This is a genomic window from Arcanobacterium sp. S3PF19, assembly GCF_000758825.1.
GTDB lineage: Bacteria > Actinomycetota > Actinomycetes > Actinomycetales > Actinomycetaceae > Arcanobacterium_A.
Genome location: NZ_JRMX01000014.1, coordinates 76,231 through 94,487, shown reverse-complemented (window position 1 = coordinate 94,487; position 18,257 = coordinate 76,231). Strand labels below are relative to the sequence as shown.

At 56.0% G+C, this 18,257-nt stretch carries 17 protein-coding genes and 1 riboswitch; of the genes, 15 read left to right on the top strand and 2 right to left on the bottom strand.

The genetic code is table 11. The features are described 5' to 3' along the window. Positions 1-67 precede the first annotated feature (67 nt). The 5 genes from dcd (at position 68) to HMPREF1631_RS04720 (ending at position 4,688) form a co-directional block, all read left to right on the top strand. Positions 68-655 (top strand): dCTP deaminase, encoded by a 588-nt coding sequence (gene dcd, locus HMPREF1631_RS04740; protein WP_034233017.1) that lies wholly within the window; start codon positions 68-70, stop codon positions 653-655. Between the two features lie 70 nt (positions 656-725). Beyond that, positions 726-1,025 carry a hypothetical protein gene (locus tag HMPREF1631_RS04735; protein ID WP_156956236.1) on the top strand — a complete coding sequence of 100 codons (300 nt, stop codon included), beginning with the start codon at positions 726-728 and terminating at the stop codon, positions 1,023-1,025. Positions 1,026-1,128: 103 nt separating this feature from the next. Further along, positions 1,129-1,228: riboswitch (TPP riboswitch) on the top strand. Between the two features lie 86 nt (positions 1,229-1,314). Next, positions 1,315-2,343, top strand: coding sequence for a thiamine ABC transporter substrate binding subunit (locus HMPREF1631_RS04730; protein WP_052047107.1), 1,029 nt, complete (start codon positions 1,315-1,317; stop codon positions 2,341-2,343). A 42-nt stretch (positions 2,344-2,385) separates the two neighbouring features. Then, positions 2,386-4,035 carry an iron ABC transporter permease gene (locus HMPREF1631_RS04725; protein ID WP_198017375.1) on the top strand — a complete coding sequence of 550 codons (1,650 nt, stop codon included), beginning with the start codon at positions 2,386-2,388 and terminating at the stop codon, positions 4,033-4,035. After that, complete coding sequence (locus HMPREF1631_RS04720) at positions 4,032-4,688, top strand: ABC transporter ATP-binding protein (protein WP_034233013.1); 657 nt, start codon at positions 4,032-4,034, stop codon at positions 4,686-4,688. The genes HMPREF1631_RS04725 and HMPREF1631_RS04720 overlap by 4 nt, the downstream gene beginning before the upstream one ends. A gap of 27 nt (positions 4,689-4,715) precedes the next feature. Here the strand turns inward: HMPREF1631_RS04720 and HMPREF1631_RS04715 are convergent, their stop codons facing one another. Beyond that, positions 4,716-6,044, bottom strand: a complete 1,329-nt coding sequence (locus tag HMPREF1631_RS04715) for a DUF4921 family protein (RefSeq protein ID WP_034233004.1) — start codon at positions 6,042-6,044, stop codon at positions 4,716-4,718. 156 nt (positions 6,045-6,200) lie between these two features. Between HMPREF1631_RS04715 and HMPREF1631_RS04710 the strand changes: the two genes are divergently transcribed. The 10 genes from HMPREF1631_RS04710 to HMPREF1631_RS04660 all read left to right on the top strand — a co-directional run bounded on the left by HMPREF1631_RS04710 (position 6,201) and on the right by HMPREF1631_RS04660 (position 17,702). After that, positions 6,201-7,478 (top strand): MFS transporter, encoded by a 1,278-nt coding sequence (locus HMPREF1631_RS04710; RefSeq protein WP_156956235.1) that lies wholly within the window; start codon positions 6,201-6,203, stop codon positions 7,476-7,478. A gap of 301 nt (positions 7,479-7,779) precedes the next feature. Next, positions 7,780-8,208: a cupin domain-containing protein gene (locus HMPREF1631_RS04705; RefSeq protein ID WP_034233001.1), complete on the top strand. Its 429-nt coding sequence runs from the start codon at positions 7,780-7,782 to the stop codon at positions 8,206-8,208. Positions 8,209-8,619: 411 nt separating this feature from the next. Next, the gene (locus HMPREF1631_RS04700) at positions 8,620-10,641 is read left to right on the top strand and encodes a ferrous iron transporter B (RefSeq protein WP_034232999.1); all 2,022 of its coding nucleotides are present in this window, start codon (positions 8,620-8,622) and stop codon (positions 10,639-10,641) included. Between the two features lie 2 nt (positions 10,642-10,643). After that, positions 10,644-10,934, top strand: coding sequence for a hypothetical protein (locus HMPREF1631_RS04695; protein ID WP_034232997.1), 291 nt, complete (start codon positions 10,644-10,646; stop codon positions 10,932-10,934). A 7-nt stretch (positions 10,935-10,941) separates the two neighbouring features. Continuing rightward, a complete protein-coding gene (locus HMPREF1631_RS04690; RefSeq protein WP_034232996.1) occupies positions 10,942-11,154 on the top strand; it encodes a FeoA family protein in 213 nt (70 codons plus the stop codon). Between the two features lie 307 nt (positions 11,155-11,461). Next, positions 11,462-13,141, top strand: coding sequence for a CTP synthase (locus HMPREF1631_RS04685; protein ID WP_156956234.1), 1,680 nt, complete (start codon positions 11,462-11,464; stop codon positions 13,139-13,141). 404 nt (positions 13,142-13,545) lie between these two features. Next, entirely contained in the window at positions 13,546-15,408 is a 1,863-nt protein-coding gene (gene dnaK, locus HMPREF1631_RS04675; protein ID WP_034232990.1) for a molecular chaperone DnaK, read from the top strand. A 141-nt stretch (positions 15,409-15,549) separates the two neighbouring features. After that, a complete protein-coding gene (locus HMPREF1631_RS06830) occupies positions 15,550-16,143 on the top strand; it encodes a nucleotide exchange factor GrpE (protein WP_198017374.1) in 594 nt (197 codons plus the stop codon). Positions 16,144-16,219: 76 nt separating this feature from the next. Further along, positions 16,220-17,200 carry a DnaJ C-terminal domain-containing protein gene (locus HMPREF1631_RS04665; RefSeq protein ID WP_034232988.1) on the top strand — a complete coding sequence of 327 codons (981 nt, stop codon included), beginning with the start codon at positions 16,220-16,222 and terminating at the stop codon, positions 17,198-17,200. A gap of 1 nt (position 17,201) precedes the next feature. After that, the gene (locus HMPREF1631_RS04660; protein ID WP_034232986.1) at positions 17,202-17,702 is read left to right on the top strand and encodes a heat shock protein transcriptional repressor HspR; all 501 of its coding nucleotides are present in this window, start codon (positions 17,202-17,204) and stop codon (positions 17,700-17,702) included. Here HMPREF1631_RS04660 and ybaK read toward each other — a convergent pair. After that, positions 17,680-18,186: a Cys-tRNA(Pro) deacylase gene (ybaK, locus tag HMPREF1631_RS04655; RefSeq protein ID WP_034232984.1), complete on the bottom strand. Its 507-nt coding sequence runs from the start codon at positions 18,184-18,186 to the stop codon at positions 17,680-17,682. The genes HMPREF1631_RS04660 and ybaK overlap by 23 nt on opposite strands. Positions 18,187-18,257: the final 71 nt, after the last annotated feature.

The window sequence follows — 18,257 nt, the reverse complement described above, 5'->3', positions numbered from 1 at the left end:
CGGCACACGGGGATCCGGGCATCTGCGTAAAATTGGCAGCGGGCGGAAAACGTGAAAGAATAATAGCGTGTTACTTTCAGACCGCGATATTTGCGAATTTGTTGCTGCGGGAAAGATCCGGATCGATCCGTGGGATCCGCAGATGGTCCAGCCTTCCTCGGTGGATATTCATCTCGACCGTTATTTTCGTCTGTTCAATAATCATAAATATGAAGTTATTGACCCCGCGCTCGCGCAGGATGATCTCACCGTGCTGACGGAAATCCCGGCGGACGGCGCGTTTGTGCTGCACCCGGGGGAGTTTGTACTGGGTTCCACGTTCGAGCTGATTACTCTGGGCGACGATGTTGCCGCCCGGCTGGAAGGCAAGAGCTCACTGGGGCGTTTGGGTCTGCTGACGCACTCCACGGCCGGGTTTATCGACCCCGGTTTTTCCGGGCACGTCACGTTGGAGCTGTCGAACACGTCCACACTGCCGATTAAACTCTATGCGGGAATGAAAGTGGGGCAGTTCTGTTTCTTCGGGCTTTCCTCGCCTGCGGAGCGTCCGTACGGCAAAGGGGCAACACATTCGCGTTATCAGGGGCAGCGCGGGCCTACCGCATCGCGTTCGCATCTGAATTTTCACCGCGTGGACACTTCGCGCAAACTCTGACGTCTGCGCTTCGCCGCGGCAGATAAGGCGGAATTAAAATCTGTGTCCGCGCATACGGACGGGAGGGAAAATGTTTCTGTTTCGAAAGATTGGCAGGCTTATGCTCAGCGCGGCCGTGGGACTGGCAGCGCGGCAGCTCACCGAACTGTTTTGCCGTGCGTTTCCGGGCAGCGGAAAATCTGCGGTGCGCGCCGCAGAGGGCGGGCAGAGCCGTGTTCTCCGGACGGTTGTTTTCGGCGTCCTGACAGTTCTGCTCAACGGCGCGGTATCCGGATGTGTGCAGCGAAAAGCGGCTTTTTCCCGGTTCGCGCCCGCCGGAGGACGCCGGCGCGGGAAGTCTTTGGGGTGCGGGAAGACCTGCGGAAAATAAGTTCTGCGGAAAATATTTCCTTTCGGAAAACAGGTGTGAAAATATATGCAACCACCAGTAGCAAACAGATTTGTTAAAACGGACCGTGTGATGTGTATAATTTGAGTACCGACAGGGGAGCGCTTCGGCGCTGAGAGTGCATTACGCAGACCCTCGAACCTGCTCCGGACAATGCCGGCGAAGGGAGTCGAGTTTCTCTCCGTGTGCTGTTATTGTGTGGCAGATACAGGCAGTATTTGCCACACAATACTGTGTACACCCCCTCCAAACATTTCAACTTGGAGGTATTGTGAAAATTTTGCACAAGACACTTGCCGTCGCATCCGTGGCTGCACTGCTGCTGGCCGGCTGCTCGGCGGCAGATCAGAAGAAAGCCGATTCGGCTGCGGGCGGCACCGTTACCGTCGTCACGCATGACTCGTTCCACGTGGACAAAGCCGATCTGAAGCGTTTTACCGAAAAAACCGGTCTTAAAGTGAAAACCGTGCCGGCCGGCGACGGAACGGTAATCAACAATCTGCGTCTGAACAAGGATCACCCCACGGCAGACGCTTTCTTCGGAATTGATTCTTTCCAGGCGGCGGACGTTATCAAAGAAAATCTGGCATCCGAATATGTGCCTGCCGGGTTTGAGTCCGAATTTATCGTAGACAAAAAGCTCACACCGATTGACCGCGGCGATGTCTGCCTGAACACCGACAAAGCATGGTTTAAGAAGAAAGGGCTTGCCGAACCGGCCGGGTTTGAGGATCTCCTGAAGCCCGAGTACAAAGGTACCACCGTGCTCACCGATCCGAAAACGTCTACCCCGGGCTTCGCTTTCCTGGCTGCCACGGTGGCTAAATTCGGCGACGACGGCTGGCAGAAATACTGGAAGGATCTCCTTGCCAACGGCGCAAAAGTCGATGACGGCTGGGAAAATGCCTATAATGTGGATTTCTCCGCTGGAGACGGAAAAGGGGCATATCCGGTTGTGCTGAGCTATTCCTCTTCGCCGGCTTACGCGAAAGGCGCAACCAACTCCGTCAATTCTACCTGTGTAACGCAGATTGAATACGCCGGTGTGGTGAAGGGTGCGAAGAACGCCGAAGGCGCGAAGAAGTTTATTGACTTCCTTGTGTCCAAAGATGTGCAGAAAACCATTCCGGACCAGATGTATGTCTATCCGATCCTGAAGGACGTAAAGCTCCCCGAGGATTGGGCGAAATATGCGCCTCTTCCGGAAAAGACAGTCCCCGTAGACATGAAGAAAGCCGCCGAAAACCGCGAAGCGTGGCTGAAGGCGTGGTCCGAAATCTATAAGGGCGCGGCAAAGTAAACGTATTAAGACAGTGCGTTTACAGGGTCAAGAATCAAAGCAGTGAAAATCATACACAGGGTAGGCTGGGGTGCGGCGGTTGCGCTGCCCCTGGCCTTCCTTGCGTATTTTTTTCTTTTTCCGATCGGCTCGATGCTTGTTAAGGGAATTACGGTCACCGGCGTAGGCGCTTCCGAAGATTCCTTTCTCGGCGGCGTGGCCGATGTGCTGGGCGATAAAAACACATGGCAGATTATTCTGCAGACGCTGCGAATGGCCCTGGCCGGAACGGTTTTCTCCGTGATTCTCGGTATTCCCGGGGCATACACGCTTTATTGCCTGGATTTTCCGGGAAGGCAGCTTTTGCGGGGAATTATCACCGTTCCGTTTGTGCTTCCCACTGTGGTGGTCGGCATCGCTTTCCGTGCTCTTTTTGACGGACCCTTTGCTTTCCTCGGTCTGGCCGGAACCACCCGGGCGATTGTGGTCGCAATGGTGTTTTTTAACTTTTCCGTGATTGCCCGCACGGTCGGCACAATGTGGGCAAATCTGGATCCGCGTCCGTCTCTTGCCGCCCGCACTCTCGGCGCTTCGCCCGCGCGCGCTTTTTTCACGGTGACGCTGCCACAGCTCATGCCGGCTGCCGCAGCCGGCGCGGGTCTTGTTTTTCTTTACTGTTCCACAGCCTACGGAATTGTGACCACTCTGGGAAATCCCGGGTACGGCACACTGGAAACCGAAATCTATACGCAGACGGTGGCATATTTTAATTTGGACCGGGCGGCAATTTTCAGTCTGCTGCAGTTCGTGCTGGTGTTTTGCACACTGGTTGTGACCACTTCCCTTTCGGAGCGGACCGAGACGGCGCTGAAGGTGCGCCGCCGTCCCTACCGCAGCGTGCGCAGGCAGGACTGCCCGGCCATGTTTCTCACCCTGCTCACTGTGGTTTTTGTGGCTCTTCCGCTCGCCACGCTTGTTTTGCGCTCGCTGCGGGAAAACGGGCAGTGGAGTCTGTATTATTACCGTTCTTTGGGTCAGACAACCAAAGATTTTGTGGCCGGTACTCCGGTGGCGGAAGCCCTCGTCCATTCGGTGAAGATCGCCCTCGATGCCACCTGCGTAACACTGCTGGTGGGAGTGCCTCTCACTTTGGTTCTTTCGCATCGGGTTACGGGTGTTTTGGCGCGCTGTCAAAAGATTCTCGACGGATTGGTTCTTCTTCCGGCCGGTGTGTCCACCGTGACTGTGGGCTTTGGTTTTCTGCTTACTTTCGCGGGCACGGCCGTGGGGGACTCTCCGATGTTTGTTCCGCTCGCCCAGTCGGTTGTGGCGCTGCCGCTGTTTATCCGTGCCCTGGTTCCCCTGCTGCGTGCCATTGATCCGCGGATGCGCGAAGCGGCCGCCACTTTGGGGGCCTCTTCCGGACAGATTGTCCGCACGGTGGATCTGCCGTTCATGTTTCGCGGCCTGGGCCTGGCAACGGGTTTCGCCTTTGCGGTTTCGCTCGGCGAATTCGGCGCCACGTCGTTCCTGGCAAATCCGGCGTATCAGACACTTCCGGTTACAATCGTAAAACTGCTGGCGCATCCGGGAAAACACAACTACGGAATGGCTTTGGCAGGCGCGGTGGTGCTTGCCGTTGTGACGGCGGGAACGATGATGCTTGCCGAAATGTGCTCGGCGCGTGACGCAAAAGAAAAGAGAAGCCGATGACGGAATTAAAGCTGGAAGTAAACAATGTCGATGTCACTTATCCGAACGGATTCCGTGCCGTGCGCGGCGCCTGCCTGAAGGTGCGTACGGGCGAAACGGTGGCTCTTCTCGGTCCTTCCGGGTGCGGAAAATCTACGCTGCTGCGTGCTGTTGCGGGCCTGGAGCGTGTTACGGCGGGTGTAATCCTTGTTTCGGGAAAAGACGTTACGGATGTGCCCGTGCATAAGCGCAATATCGGTATGGTTTTTCAGGACGGACAGCTCTTTCCCCACCGGAATGTGTTTCGCAACGTAAGCTACGGCCTGGAAATGCGGCATATGCCGCGCGCCGAAATACGCGCACGGGTGCTGTCTCTCCTGGAATTGGTGCAGTTGGGGGACTATGCCGACCGCTCCCCATCCACGCTTTCCGGCGGTCAGGCGCAGCGGGTTGCCCTTGCGCGTTCTTTGGCTCCCGAGCCGCAGATTCTGCTGCTGGACGAGCCGCTTTCGGCGCTGGACCGCAGGCTGCGCGAAACGCTCGCCGTCGATCTGCGGAAAATTATTAAAAACACGCATACCACCGCGATTTTTGTAACGCACGACGAAGAAGAGGCGCATACCGTCGCCGACAGAACGGTAACGATGAAAAACGGCGTCATTTCGCCGCTGTGAGTGCCGCCTGCCTGCCGCGGCGCGCATCTACTGCAGGGCGCGGTTGTATTTCAGCGAATTGACTTTGCACGAGCATTCCGTGGCGATGTTGATATTTTGGGCGATGCGTCCCTCAGCGCGCAGCTCCAGAAGCTTGGGGACTACTCTGTCGCGCAGCATCCAGGGGTCGATGGTGTTCACATATATCTTTGTGCCCCCCTCGAATCCGGCAAGTGTGGAGACGCGCCATTTGAGCAGGACTTTCCAGGGCATATTGACGTCGGCGTCGATCGGTTTGCAGTACCATTCCTCGTTGCACGGTACGAGCGGACCCGTGGCGGCGTGCATGGCGTGAACCAGGTCCGACATTCCCCGCAGCTCTTCCGGGGTATGCTCCCAGGGCTGGCAGTGTGCCGAGCGCGACCAGACTTCGAGCGTGGGATACCGGTGCCCAAAACCGGCGATCGCCACGGCGTATTTGTTTTCCGCTACCGTCAGATTGTGGAAGCCGGCGTAGTCCACTCCCGCTTCGTTATACAGATTCGGGTTTTCACGGACCTTTTTTACTTCCAGTCTGCCGCCTACCGAGCGCTGGTCGATTGCCACAAGCTGTTTGTGCAGATGGTCAAAGGAGGCTCCTGCCGGTTTGAGCCAGTTTTGAAACACCTGCACATATTTTGCGTATCTGTTGGTTTGGTAAAGGTCGCGCATTGCCTCTACCGTGAGGCGGATATACCATTCGTGCTCCTGGGGCGTGAGTGTGCCGGAAGATGCCAGCTGTGAGGTGTCCTGCGCGCCGTCTGTGAAATGGCGTCGGGCCACGATCAGATCATGCCCCGATCCGAACAGGCCGGGGGCCAGACGGGCGCGTTCGCCGTCCCCAAGTGCGTCCCACTGCCCGGGGCTCATGGACGATTTGAATTTTTGGCAGAGCACACCCCACACGTGCGCCTTGCCCGCCGGGTCTGCGAGATAGGAGTCCATTCGGGCGCGCGCCTCGCGGGAAAGTGTGTATCCGTAGTTTTTTTCCCAGTATTCAAAGGAAACGATTTCAAACAGATTCGGGATTCTGCGGAATTCCCATTCCCGGGTGAGCATATCGACACCGGTTGAATGGTATATGACCGCGTCGTCGCGGTCGTGTTTCTTTACGATCCGGGATTTTTCCGGCGGGGTTTCCAGCACGCGCTGTGTGCAAAACGGGCAGTGATGCCCCAAATCGTGCGGATCTATGGGCCGGGGATTGGGGATGTCCACTTCCAGGGGGCGGTTTGCCCGTCCGGGGACGGTCCAGACTTCGGTGTCGGAGAACGGATTGATCTGTTTCAGCGTGCCGTCCGCCATTCTGGTGAGCGGGGCGCGGTAAAGAATGCTCATGTACACATTATATCTCTGTAACGCGCATCACCATAGTATTCGTGCTGCCGGGTTTTGTTCCCCGCAGCGTACGCCCCGGCAGTCTGATTGGTTACTTTTCGCCCTATTCTCTGAGACTGCCTTTCTCTTGCCTGCTTATCCTGATAAAAATTATCTGTGAAGAAGAATTCTGAGTCGCTTCCCCGTGAAATTTGGGTGATGGTCTGTGCCGCGTTTTCGATCGCGCTGGGATACGGAATCGTCGCTCCCGTAATTCCGCAGTTCGCAAAGAGCTTCGATGTTTCAAATTTTGCCGCCACGCTGGTGGTGTCTGCTTTTGCGTTTATGCGTCTCAGTTTTGCGCCGGTTTCCGGATGGATGTCGCGCCGGTTCGGCGAACGCAATATGTTTATGACCGGTATTCTGCTTGTTTCGCTTTCTTCCTTTTCTTCGTTTTTTGCCACCGACTATTATCATCTTCTTGTTTACCGCGGTATGGGCGGGATCGGTTCGGTCACGTTTTCGGTGGCGGCGATGTCGCTGATTTTCCGCTGGGCACCTGCCGGCGCGCGCGGCCGTGCCTCTGCGGTGTACGGATCGGGTTTTCTGCTCGGCCATATTATCGGTCCGGTAATCGGCGCGTTTTTGGCTCCTTTGGGATTCCGTCCGCCGTTTGCGATATACGGGGTGTTTTTGCTGTGTGCGGCGTCTATCGTGAAATTTAATATTCCCCGCCACCCGGATTTTGAAAAATCGGGGGAGGCGCGGGATTCGGATTCCCATACGGAGGATGCGCCGCCGGCCGGGGCGGAGAAGTCCGAAAAGCCGCACCGGGCGGGCGAAAAAGAATCTTCCGCTGCCGGGCGTGAAATTTTCACCGTGCGCGAGGCGCTGCGGATGCTTTATTTCCGCCTGATTCTGATCGTGTCTTTTGCGCACGGCTGGACGAATATGGGTGTGCGCGTGGCCGTTGCCCCGCTGCTGGCGGCTTCGATCGTAAACGCTCCGGGGTGGCTTGCGGGCGGTCTGCTGGCCACATTTGCGGTCGGCAACGGGATTGCGCTTCTGATCTGCGGGAAATGGTCCGATATTTACGGCAGGCGGCCACTGATTCTCTGGGGTCTGTTTATTTCGGGTATTTTTACCGTCGGAATGGGCAATGTTACCAATTCGTGGATTTTGCTCGGAATGAGTCTGGCCGCCGGTTACGGCACCGGTTTGCTTCAGCCTGCGCAGCAGGGCGCGGTGGCGGATATCATCGGGGGCAGAGCGGGCGAAACCGTTGTGTCCACTTTTCAGCAGGCGGGGGATTTCGGGCAGATTTTGGGTCCGGTGGTGGCCGGTCTGCTGATCGACCACGGCGGTTTTGCGGTCACGTATGATGCTTCGGCCGGTATTCTGCTGGCTGTCGCTTTGATCTGGCTTCTGTGTGACCGCCGCAGACGGCGTTCCTGACCCGCTTGTGCGATAAAAGGGAAAATCTATGCCGAAACGGCGTCGTTATTTATCCCGTATATACCGAACTGCTTTGTGAAATAGCAGATACATTCTTTTCGCTGAGAGCTTCATTTGGCTAAATACAAGGTAAATAAAGGCTTTTTTGGCTTGATTCAAATTTCTTCTTAGGGTAACCATGGGTGACAAACGCCCGAAAAAGACGGATAATAAAAATGTAAATTGAACAGTTCCAAAATATATCCGGCTGCGCGGTGCGCGCCTGCCGGGATTTGGGCGAAAAGAAGAGACGGAGAACAAAATGGAATACGCACATCAGTATGACGACAAAGGCCGGCAGCCCTGGGTTGTCGATATTGAAAAGACAACTTTGGAAAACTCCAATTTCCGCACCACGCTCTGGACGGGAAAGAAACTCCAGCTGACGGTAATGTCGATTCCCGTAGGCGGGGAAATCGGTCTTGAACAGCATCACGGAATCGATCAGTTCCTGCGCATTGAGCAGGGTAAAGGTCTGTGCCAGATGGGAGACGCCGCAGACAGCCTGACGTTTGAAAAAGAAGTGAAGGACGACGACGCGATTCTCGTGCCGGCAGACAAATGGCACAACGTAAAGAATATCGGCGATGTGCCGCTCAGACTGTACACGCTTTACGCCGATCCGGATCACGTGGCGGGCACGGTGCATCCGACGGCAAAAGACGCGGAATTGGATCCGAACGAGGAGTAACCGAATTTCGGAAAATACGGCATTCCGATGCGGATACAGCGGCGGGTCCCGGTTTTATTCAGGCCGGGACCCGCCGCTGTATCCGCATATTATATTATCTCCGACACACATTTTTATTTGATTTACATCACACTTTTTTCAATTTTATAATTCGTGCCCCTGCACATAAATTTTCGTAAAAACGAAAATAAGGGCGGTTTGAACCGAGATTGCGCCTGAGTGTAATACCCGCGCAAAACGGCGGTATAGCAACTGAGAATCAATATAGTGTTGCCAAAAAACATTTTTGCCGGGCAAGATAATGGAGACCCTATGTTTAAGGCAAGCATAACCTATAACAAAAGTGTTGTCCGCTCCTTCGCGGGATGCTCCAACTCCGCGGAGGAGACAGTTATTAATAAGGATTGAAATATGAGGATTGCATTCGCCGGAAATCCTAACAGTGGAAAAACCACTATGTTTAACGCACTCACAGGTCTCAGCGGAAAAGTCGGGAACTGGGGCGGCGTTACCGTAGGAAGAAAAGAAGGCACGTTAAAAGAAGAGTTCACGCACGCAGACACGGATGTGACCGCCGTTGATCTGCCCGGGGCATATTCTATGTCCCCGTTCACGCCCGAAGAAGGTATCACCAGCGAATATGTGCGCAAAGCGCAGCCCGATGTGATCGTAAATATCATTGACGCCACCAATCTTTCGCGCAGTCTGTTTTTTACCACGCAGCTGCTGGAGCTGGGGATTCCCGTAGTTGTGGCATTAAACAAGAGCGATATAAACGCCAGGGAGCATACGGGAATCGACGCCGAAAAGCTCGGTGCAAAACTGAACTGCCCGGTGATTAAGACCGTTTCCATCGACTCGGACCACAGCGATCTGCGGGAAGTTGTTGCCGCGGCGCTGAAGAATGCCGGCGGTGGACAGAAAGCCCCTTATCTGCAGGCAGAAATTGATTTGCAGAACAAAGAGGAAGTGGACGCCGAAGACCGCAGGAGATTTGATTTCGTAAACGGTATCGTCTCCGAAGTGGAAGTGCGCGAAGTGCATTCCCACAAAGTCACCTGGCAGGACAGGCTGGACCTGGTTGTGACGAACAAATTCGCGGGAATCGCGATTTTCGCCGCTGTGATGTGGGCGATTTTCACAATTGCGCAAACATATCTCGGCCCGACGATTGCCGACTGGCTTACCGGCCAGATCGATAATTTCCAGGAATGGGTAAACGGAAAAATGGAGAACAGTCCGGCTGTGCTCACCACCGTGGTCTGCGATGGAATTATCGGCGGCGTCGGTGCCGTGATCGGCTTCCTTCCCCTGGTAATGGTGATGTACTTCCTGCTTGCGCTGCTGGAAGACTGCGGCTACATGGCACGTGTCAGTGCGGTCATGGATCCGATTTTCAAGCGCGTCGGCCTCTCCGGAAAATCGGTGATTCCGATCGTAATTTCAACAGGCTGCGCAATCCCCGGCATTATGAGCGCGCGTACAATCCGTAACGAACGCGAGCGCAGAGCCACGGCCATGCTTTCGTCTTTCGTCCCCTGTGGCGCAAAGATCCCGGTGATCGCGCTCTTTACGGGAGCATTTTTCTCCGGTTCGGGCTGGGTAAGCTGGGTGTGCTATTTCCTTGGCCTGGTGCTGATCTTCTTCGGCGCACTGCTGGTGAAAACGGTGACGGGATATAAATTCCGCAAGTCTTTCTTCATTATGGAACTTCCGCATTACAAGGTGCCCAACGTGTTGGGCGCGGTAATGTCGATGCTGGAGCGGGCAAAAGCCTATATTATCAAGGCCGCAACGATTATTTTGGTCTGCAACCTGGTGGTCACTCTGATGCAGTCTTACAACTGGCACTTTGAAGAAGTGGAAGAGGGGATGGAAAACACTTCGATTCTTGCTTCCATTGCCTCGCCGTTCGCCGTGCTGATGATTCCTCTGGGATTCGGTGCATGGCAGCTGGCCGCCGCCGCGGTAACGGGGTTCATCGCGAAAGAAAATGTGGTCGGTACGCTTGCTTCGGTGTACGCGCTGACGAAGTTCATCGATCCCGACGAACTGGCAATTGTGGGCGGTTCAAACCATATCGCCGCTACCATGGGCCTTACTTCCGTTACGGCGCTGGCATATCTCTTCTTTAATCTGTACACGCCTCCGTGCTTTGCGGCCATCGGAGCCATGAATTCGGAATTGCAGAGCAAAGGATGGCTGTGGTGCGCAATCGGACTGCAGTTCTCCACCGGGTATACGGTTGCGTTCTTTACCTACCAGATCGGTACGCTGATTTTCGAAGGACATCTCGGGCAGGCGTTCCTGCCGGGGCTGATCGCGATTATCGTGATGGCGGCCGTGATTACCGCAATTTCGTTTAAGATCCGTGCGGGATTTGCGAAGAAGTATGCCCTGCATCTGCAGGCGGGAACTGTGGGAGCGCGGTAACAATGGATATTCCCACACTGCTGGCCGCCCTGTTTACCGTAGGTGCAGCATTTTTCGCGATCCGCTACATTGTGCGCCAGCGCCGTTCCGGTGCGAAATGTATCGGCTGCCCTGTGGAAGAAAGCTGCGCTTTGCGGCAGAACGGGACAGTGCGGCCGGGGTTGGCGTCCGACTGTGCCTCACGCACGTCTTTCCCCCTCATGCCCGTTGGAGGAAACGGCGTCCGTTCCGGTGCTTCGTCCAAAAGCAAAGCGGTAAACGGAGAAAAACCGTGCCGCTGCCACTGTAACTGAGGGGAAAATGACTCTACTTGATGCCGAGGTTGGAAAAACCTACGAGATTAAAAGGATTGATACGGAAGACGAGGAAATGAATTCGTTTCTTTTCCATCTGGGGGCTTACGCCGGTGAGCCGATTACGTTGATGTCCAAGAAGCGGAAGAGCTGTATCGTCGTGATCAAAAACGCGCGGTACGGAATCGACAGCTTAATCGCGGAATCGATTATCATTTAGTGTTGTTTTATTAGCTCTGCTCTCAGTTGCGGGCGGTTTGGGGCTGTGGGGGCGCGTGCCCTGCGGCCCCAAATCCGTATTGTCCGCAGATCCGCCTCCTGCCCCGGAGGGAGTTTTCGGGATATTTAGCGGGCGTTTCCCTGCGGCTTTCGACCGGGAAACCGGGTGGGAAATCAGCCGGGATTTTGTGGGGAAATTCGGCGCGTCCCTCCGTGGAGCGCCAACAGTGTGGCGTCTTTCATTGCGCAGCGTTTTTCCCGCCAAGAATCGACGATCGTTGCTAGAATGAAGTTCCATGATAGAAAACATGGGCGATAACTCAGAATCGCAGAATCACGCTTCCGTTCCGCAGCCGACCCGCCAGATTTTTGTTACCGGCGGTGTTGCCTCTTCCCTGGGAAAGGGACTTACAGCCTCATCTCTCGGCCGCCTGCTCACTGAGCGCGGTCTGCGGGTGGTAATGCAGAAACTCGATCCGTATATCAATGTTGATCCGGGTACGATGAACCCCTTCCAGCACGGTGAAGTGTTTGTGACGGAAGACGGAGCGGAGACCGATTTGGATATCGGTCACTATGAACGTTTCCTGGACAAAAACCTGACAGGGGATGCCAACAGTACGACCGGCCAGGTATATTCGACCGTTCTTGCGCGCGAACGCGCAGGGGAGTACCTGGGTGAATGTGTGCAGGTGATTCCGCACATCACGGGGGAAATCATGGACCGGATGAGGGCTCAGACCGCCCCGGATGCGGACGGCAGCGTCCCCGATGTGGTAATTACCGAGATCGGCGGCACTGTGGGTGATATCGAGTCGCAGCCGTTTTTGGAAGCGGCGCGGCAGATTGCGCAGAAACTCGGACGGGAAAACGTGTTTTTTATTCACGTTTCGCTGATTCCCTATCTTGCCGCCGGCGGTGAACTGAAAACAAAGCCAACCCAGCATTCCGTGGCGCAGCTGCGGGCGATCGGAATTATGCCGGATGCCGTTGTTTTACGCTGCGACCGGGACCTGCCCGATGAAGTGAAAAACAAAGTGGCACTGATGTGCGGCATTGAGCGCAGGGGCGTGATTCAGTGCGAAGACCGTTCCTCCATCTATGAAATTCCGAAAGTGCTCCATAACCAGGGTCTGGACGAGCTGGCGATAAACCGTCTGCGTCTGGTGGCCCACAAGGTGGACTGGAGCGCGTGGGACAGTCTGCTGGAGCGCGTGCACCATCCGAAAGAAGAAATCCGCGTGGCCCTGGTAGGCAAATATATAGATCTTCACGACGCCTATCTTTCGGTGGCGGAAGCTCTTCGCGCGGGTGGTTTTTACCATCAGGTGAAAGTGGAAATAGACTGGGTCGGTTCCGATGAGTGTGCCAATCCGGAGCAGACGGAATCGCGTCTGAGGAACGTGGACGCGATTTTGGTGCCCGGAGGGTTTGGTATCCGCGGTATCGAAGGAAAGCTGGAAGCTCTGCGCTATGCCCGCGAACACAAAGTGCCGACACTGGGAATCTGCCTGGGAATGCAGGCAATGGTGATTGAGGCGGCACGAAACATTCTCGGTCTGGATGCCTCGTCAACCGAATTTGACCGCGATACGCCAAATCCTGTTATTTCCACAATGGAAGAACAGCACGCAATTTTGTACGGCGACGGCGATATGGGCGGAAGCATGCGTCTGGGCAGTTACCGCGCATTTCTTTCGCCGGGATCGGTTGTGGAGGAAGCCTACGGGGAGTCGGAGGTGCAGGAACGCCACCGCCACCGCTATGAGTTCAATGCCGCTTACCGTGATGTGCTGGACGAGGCCGGTCTGCACGTGAGCGGTGTTTCGCCGGACGGAGCTTTGGCGGAATATGTGGAGTTGGACCGGGATCTGCATCCCTTCTATGTGGGGTGCCAGGCACATCCTGAATTTAAATCCCGTCCTACCCGCCCGCATCCGCTGTTTGCCGCCCTTATTGGTGCGGCGATCAGGCGCCGCGGCGTGTGACCGACTGCCCGTTTTCCCCGCCGTGCGGCGGGGAAAACGGATTTGTGTCTATTTCGGGCAATGCAGCGGGCAGATACCCTCCTATGGGAGAACATCTGCCCGCTGCATTGCCCGAAATGTTTCCGCCCGGCCGGGTCTGTGCGCGAAGACGGCAGTTTTGCAGGGGTGATAGAGGACGGCCGGGCGGCGCGGTAAAACTGCGGGTCGAAAGCGGCGGAAATATCTTATTTCACAACACGGGAATAAAATTGGATCTTTTGAAGTTGAGTATAGTAGACTCAAGAATGATTAAGTGGGTTTGACGAAAGTCAGCTCACTTGGGCAAACTTGATCCATTAGCTGTAAAGGCGGCGGGCGGCGCAGAGCCGGCCAAAGCCGTTGAAACTTAAAAGGAGACGATAATTATGGCCCGTGCAGTAGGCATTGATCTTGGAACCACAAATTCGGTAGTTACCGTACTGGAAGGCGGCGAGCCGACCGTCATTGCAAATGCGGAAGGGCAGCGCACAACCCCGTCTGTAGTAGGATTCTCCAAGACGGGAGAGATCCTTGTGGGTGAAATCGCAAAACGTCAGGCGGTTACAAACGTGGACCGCACAATTTCTTCCGTGAAGCGTCATATGGGCGACAACAGCTGGAAGGTTGAAATAGACGGCAAGACCTATACTCCGCAGCAGATTTCGGCTTTTATTCTGCAAAAACTGAAGAAGGACGCCGAGGCCTACCTTGGCGAAAGCGTGACCGACGCGGTGATCACCGTCCCGGCATACTTTAACGACGCGCAGCGTCAGGCAACCAAGGACGCAGGTCAGATTGCCGGTCTGAATGTAAAGCGAATCGTAAACGAACCTACTGCGGCCGCTTTGGCCTATGGCCTGGAAAAGGGGAAGGAAGACGAACTGATTCTTGTGTTCGACCTGGGCGGCGGAACGTTCGATGTGTCCCTGCTGGAAGTCGGTAAGGACGACGACGATTTCTCCACTATTCAGGTCCGCGCAACTTCCGGCGACAACCGTCTCGGCGGCGACGACTGGGATCAGCGGATTGTTGACTGGCTGGTAGACCGGGTAAAGACGAATTACGGAGCCGACCTGTCGAAAGACAAGATCGCACTGCAGCGTCTGAAGGAAGCGGCGGAGCAGGCAAAGAAGGAGCTTTCTTCCGCCACGTCCACCAATATCACTCTGCAGTATCTTTCGATGACGGAGAACGGGCCGATCCATTTGGATGAAAAGCTCACCCGGGCAAAGTTTGAAGAGATGACGAAAGATCTGCTGGAGCGGACGAAGGTACCGTTCAGGAAGGTGATTGAGGACGCAGGAATCAAGCTGTCGCAGATCGACCATGTGGTTCTCGTCGGCGGTTCCACAAGAATGCCGGCGGTAACCGAGGTTGTGAAGGAGCTGACCGGCGGGCGCGAACCGAACAAGGGCGTAAACCCCGATGAGGTAGTTGCCGTGGGTGCCGCTCTGCAGGCAGGTGTGATTTCGGGAGACCGTACGGATGTACTGCTGATCGATGTCACTCCGCTTTCTCTCGGCATTGAAACCAAGGGCGGCGTGATGACCAAGCTCATCGAGCGCAACACCGCTATTCCGACCAAGCGCAGCGAAGTGTTCTCCACTGCGGAAGACAATCAGCCTTCCGTGCTGATTCAGGTCTACCAGGGCGAGCGTTCGTTTGCCCGTGACAACAAGCTCCTCGGCACCTTCGAGCTGACCGGGATTGCCCCGGCTCCGCGCGGAATGCCGCAGATCGAAGTTACTTTCGACATCGACGCCAACGGTATCGTCCATGTTTCGGCAAAAGACCGTGGCACGGGCAAGGAGCAGTCGGTTACGATTACCGGCGGTTCGGCACTGTCGAAAGAAGACATCGACCGGATGGTGAAGGAAGCCGAAGAGCATGCTGCCGAAGACGAAAAGCGCAGGGAAGAAGCCGATGTGCGCAACGCGGCGGAGCAGCAGGTGTATGCGATTGACAAGCTGCTGAAAGACAATGCGGAAAAGCTGGACGACTCTGTGGTGACGGAAGTTAAGGAAGCGAACGACGCCTTGCGTAAGGCTCTGGAAGGCGAGGATACCGAGGCCATCAAGAAGGCACAGGAAACGCTGAACGAGAAGTCGCAGAAGATCGGCGAGGCTCTGTATGCGCAGACGCAGGCGGAGGGAACGCAGAATGCGGCCGGAGACGCCGCAGCGGAAACTCCGAATGCCGATGATGTTGTGGATGCGGAGATTGTGGACGACGACGGGGAGCAGAAGTAACCGTTAAATGTTCCCATTCTTCGGGTGGGCGCCTGCGGGCGCCCACCCGAAAATACGAGGATTTCGGGCTGCGGATTTTGTCCGGCAGGTCTGTCGGACACTCTGCCGCAGCGAAAAGACAGACAGCCAAAGGGGGAAGAATTGAACAACGAAGAGAAGCCGACACCGCAGGAAGACGAAGTTTCGGGTATTCACGGCGGTCCGTCGCAGGAGAAACCGGAGCCGCACGGTGAGGACCGGGAGACGGAAAGCGGAACGGACGCCGCAGCCGAAGAGCTTTCGCCCCTGGATAAGGCTTTGCTGAAAATTACCGAGCTGGAAGACAGTCTTGCGCGGTGCAATGCCGATCTTTACAACCTGCGCCAAGAATACGGCAATTACGTGAAGCGGGCAAAGCAGGAGCAGACGAACGCCCGCGAGCAGGGTATCGGCAGGGTTCTGGAAGCGCTTTTGGGCGTGCTGGACAATGCGCATTTGGCCCGCGAACACGGAGATCTGACCGGCGGTGCGGGCAAAGTCGTAGATGAGCTGGAGCAGACTCTGCGCACGAATTTTAATTTGGAGCGTTTCGGGGCCGTCGGAGATAAATTTGATCCGCAGCTGCATGAGGCACTGATGCACCAAACATCTTCCGATGTGGAATCGGAACAGGTGGCACAGCTGATTCAGCTGGGATACAGGCAGGGGGAGAAGATTCTGCGTCCGGCGCGGGTCGGCGTGGTCTCCCCGCAATGATGTCTGAATTAATGCCCGGAAAAAACAACAAAATGCCTATCGCGGATATATGGAACAAAATCGGAGGTGATGCGTGATGGCAAGCCAGGATTGGATGCAAAAAGATTTTTACAAAGTTCTTGGAGTGGAAAAAACGGCAACGGCTGAGCAGGTGAAAAAGGCTTACCGAAAGCTGGCGCGCAGGTACCACCCGGATCAGAATCCGGGAGACAAGGCGGCCGAAGAGAAATTCAAGCAGATTTCCGAAGCCTATCAGGTGCTGTCCAATGAGCAGGACCGCAGGCAGTACGACGCTTTGCGCGCCATGGGCGGCGGCGGTGCGCGTTTTGCTCCCGGCGGCAACGGCGGTTTCGAAGACGTGTATTCGATGTTTAACGGCGGCAACGTCCGTTTTCAGACCAAAGGCGGTTCGGCAGGGTTTGAGGATGTTCTTTCGGGAATGTTCGGCTCCCGGGGCGCACGCGGCAGCAGTTTCGGCGGTTTCGGAGGGTTTGCCCGGCGTCCGCAGCGCGGAGAGGATGTGCGGGCCAAGGTTTCCATTCCGCTGCGTGAAGCGGCAAAGGGGACGACACTGCATATCTCCGTGGAGGGCCGCAGCATTGCCGCGCGTATTCCGGCAGGAATCGGCAACGGCCGGAAAGTAAGGATTGCCGGGAAAGGCGCCCCGGGAAGAAACGGCGGCGCCCCGGGAGACATCCTGCTTGAGGTAAACGTTGAACCGCATCCCGTGTACGAGCTGAAAGGCAGAGATGTATATGTGAATGTGCCGGTGTCGTTTGCCGAGGCGGCCTTGGGCGCAGAGGCGGAGATTCCGACTCTGAACGGATCGACGGTGAAAGTGAAGATCCCCGCGGGGTCTTCTTCCGACAAACTGCTGCGTGTGCGCGGACAGGGAATTTCCGGCGCGCAGGGGAAAGCGGGCGATCTGTATGCACGGCTGAAGGTGGTTGTGCCCAAGAAGATGTCCGACGAAACCCGTGCGGCGGTTGAGGCTTTCCGCAAATCTACGCAGGACGCCGATCCGCGCGCCGAGTTCATGAAGATGGCGCAGGTGTGAGATGGCACAGATATCCCGTTCCGCGCCGCTGCTTACGGTGTCCGTAGCCGCCGAACTGGCGGGAATGCATCCGCAGACTGTGCGTCAGTACGACCGTCTGGGGCTCGTTGTGGCGCACAGGACGCGCGGCGGCGGACGCCGCTATTCACTCAACGACGTAGACAAACTGCTGGAGATTCAGCATCTTTCGCAGGACGGGGGAGTGAATCTGGCAGGTATCGCCCGAATCATGGAACTGATGGATGAGGTGGCCAAACTTCGCGAACGCGGGGAGAAGCTTTCCGCAAAACTGGAAAAAGTGACGGCCGCAGCCGAATTTCTGCACAATGAGCTGCTGCGGCGCACAGAACGCGAAAAACGTGTTTTTGCCGCCGATTCCATCGGGAGCGTGACGATGGCCGACCGTTTGGGTACCCTGCGCAAAATTCTGCGTGAGGAACGCGACTCCCGCGACATGGTGCTGTGGCAGCCGCGCGATCTTATCCATCCTTATTGGCGGTAATCGGGGCAACTTTTGCCCCTGTGAGCCGAATCAGATCCGCGGGGGAAATTCCGACAGACAGTGAACGCTTCCCGCCGGAGACCAGCATCTGCGGAAGTTTTTCGGCATCGGAGTCGATTACGGTGCGCAGTGCCCGTTTTTGCCCTATCGGCGAGATTCCCCCCGTTACGTATCCGGTGATCCGTTCGGCTTTGGCAGGCTCGGGCATTTTTACGCTTTTAACGCCGAGGGCTTTTGCCATCAGTTTCAGACTCAGCTTCTGTGTGGCGGGCACGACGGCCACGGCGGGATTTTCTTTTTCGTCCTCTATCAGGAGCGTTTTGTAAATAAGGGCGGGATCCAATCCGAGTACGTCGGCGGTGTCGAGAGCGTATCCGTGTTCCATCACGGAAGAATGTTCGTATTCGTAAAGCCTGTATTTTATGCCTGCCGCCTGCAGGGCCCGGAGTACGGGCGTGCCTGCTTGCCGATGTTTTTTCGCCATGTTTTTAGGATAGTACGCGCGCGGAAAATGGGAAACCCGCGTTTCCCGTTTTTGCCGTTACATGCATAAAA

Coding starts and splice junctions, on each gene's coding strand:
- HMPREF1631_RS04695 (WP_034232997.1), top strand. CDS start 10,644: ATGGATATTCCCACACTGCTGGCCGCCCTGTTTACCGTAGGTGCAGCA.
- HMPREF1631_RS04665 (WP_034232988.1), top strand. CDS start 16,220: ATGGCAAGCCAGGATTGGATGCAAAAAGATTTTTACAAAGTTCTTGGA.
- ybaK (WP_034232984.1), bottom strand. CDS start 18,186: ATGGCGAAAAAACATCGGCAAGCAGGCACGCCCGTACTCCGGGCCCTG.
- HMPREF1631_RS04690 (WP_034232996.1), top strand. CDS start 10,942: ATGACTCTACTTGATGCCGAGGTTGGAAAAACCTACGAGATTAAAAGG.
- HMPREF1631_RS04700 (WP_034232999.1), top strand. CDS start 8,620: ATGAGGATTGCATTCGCCGGAAATCCTAACAGTGGAAAAACCACTATG.
- dnaK (WP_034232990.1), top strand. CDS start 13,546: ATGGCCCGTGCAGTAGGCATTGATCTTGGAACCACAAATTCGGTAGTT.
- HMPREF1631_RS04705 (WP_034233001.1), top strand. CDS start 7,780: ATGGAATACGCACATCAGTATGACGACAAAGGCCGGCAGCCCTGGGTT.
- HMPREF1631_RS04660 (WP_034232986.1), top strand. CDS start 17,202: ATGGCACAGATATCCCGTTCCGCGCCGCTGCTTACGGTGTCCGTAGCC.
- HMPREF1631_RS04685 (WP_156956234.1), top strand. CDS start 11,462: ATGGGCGATAACTCAGAATCGCAGAATCACGCTTCCGTTCCGCAGCCG.
- HMPREF1631_RS04735 (WP_156956236.1), top strand. CDS start 726: ATGTTTCTGTTTCGAAAGATTGGCAGGCTTATGCTCAGCGCGGCCGTG.
- HMPREF1631_RS04720 (WP_034233013.1), top strand. CDS start 4,032: ATGACGGAATTAAAGCTGGAAGTAAACAATGTCGATGTCACTTATCCG.
- HMPREF1631_RS04715 (WP_034233004.1), bottom strand. CDS start 6,044: ATGAGCATTCTTTACCGCGCCCCGCTCACCAGAATGGCGGACGGCACG.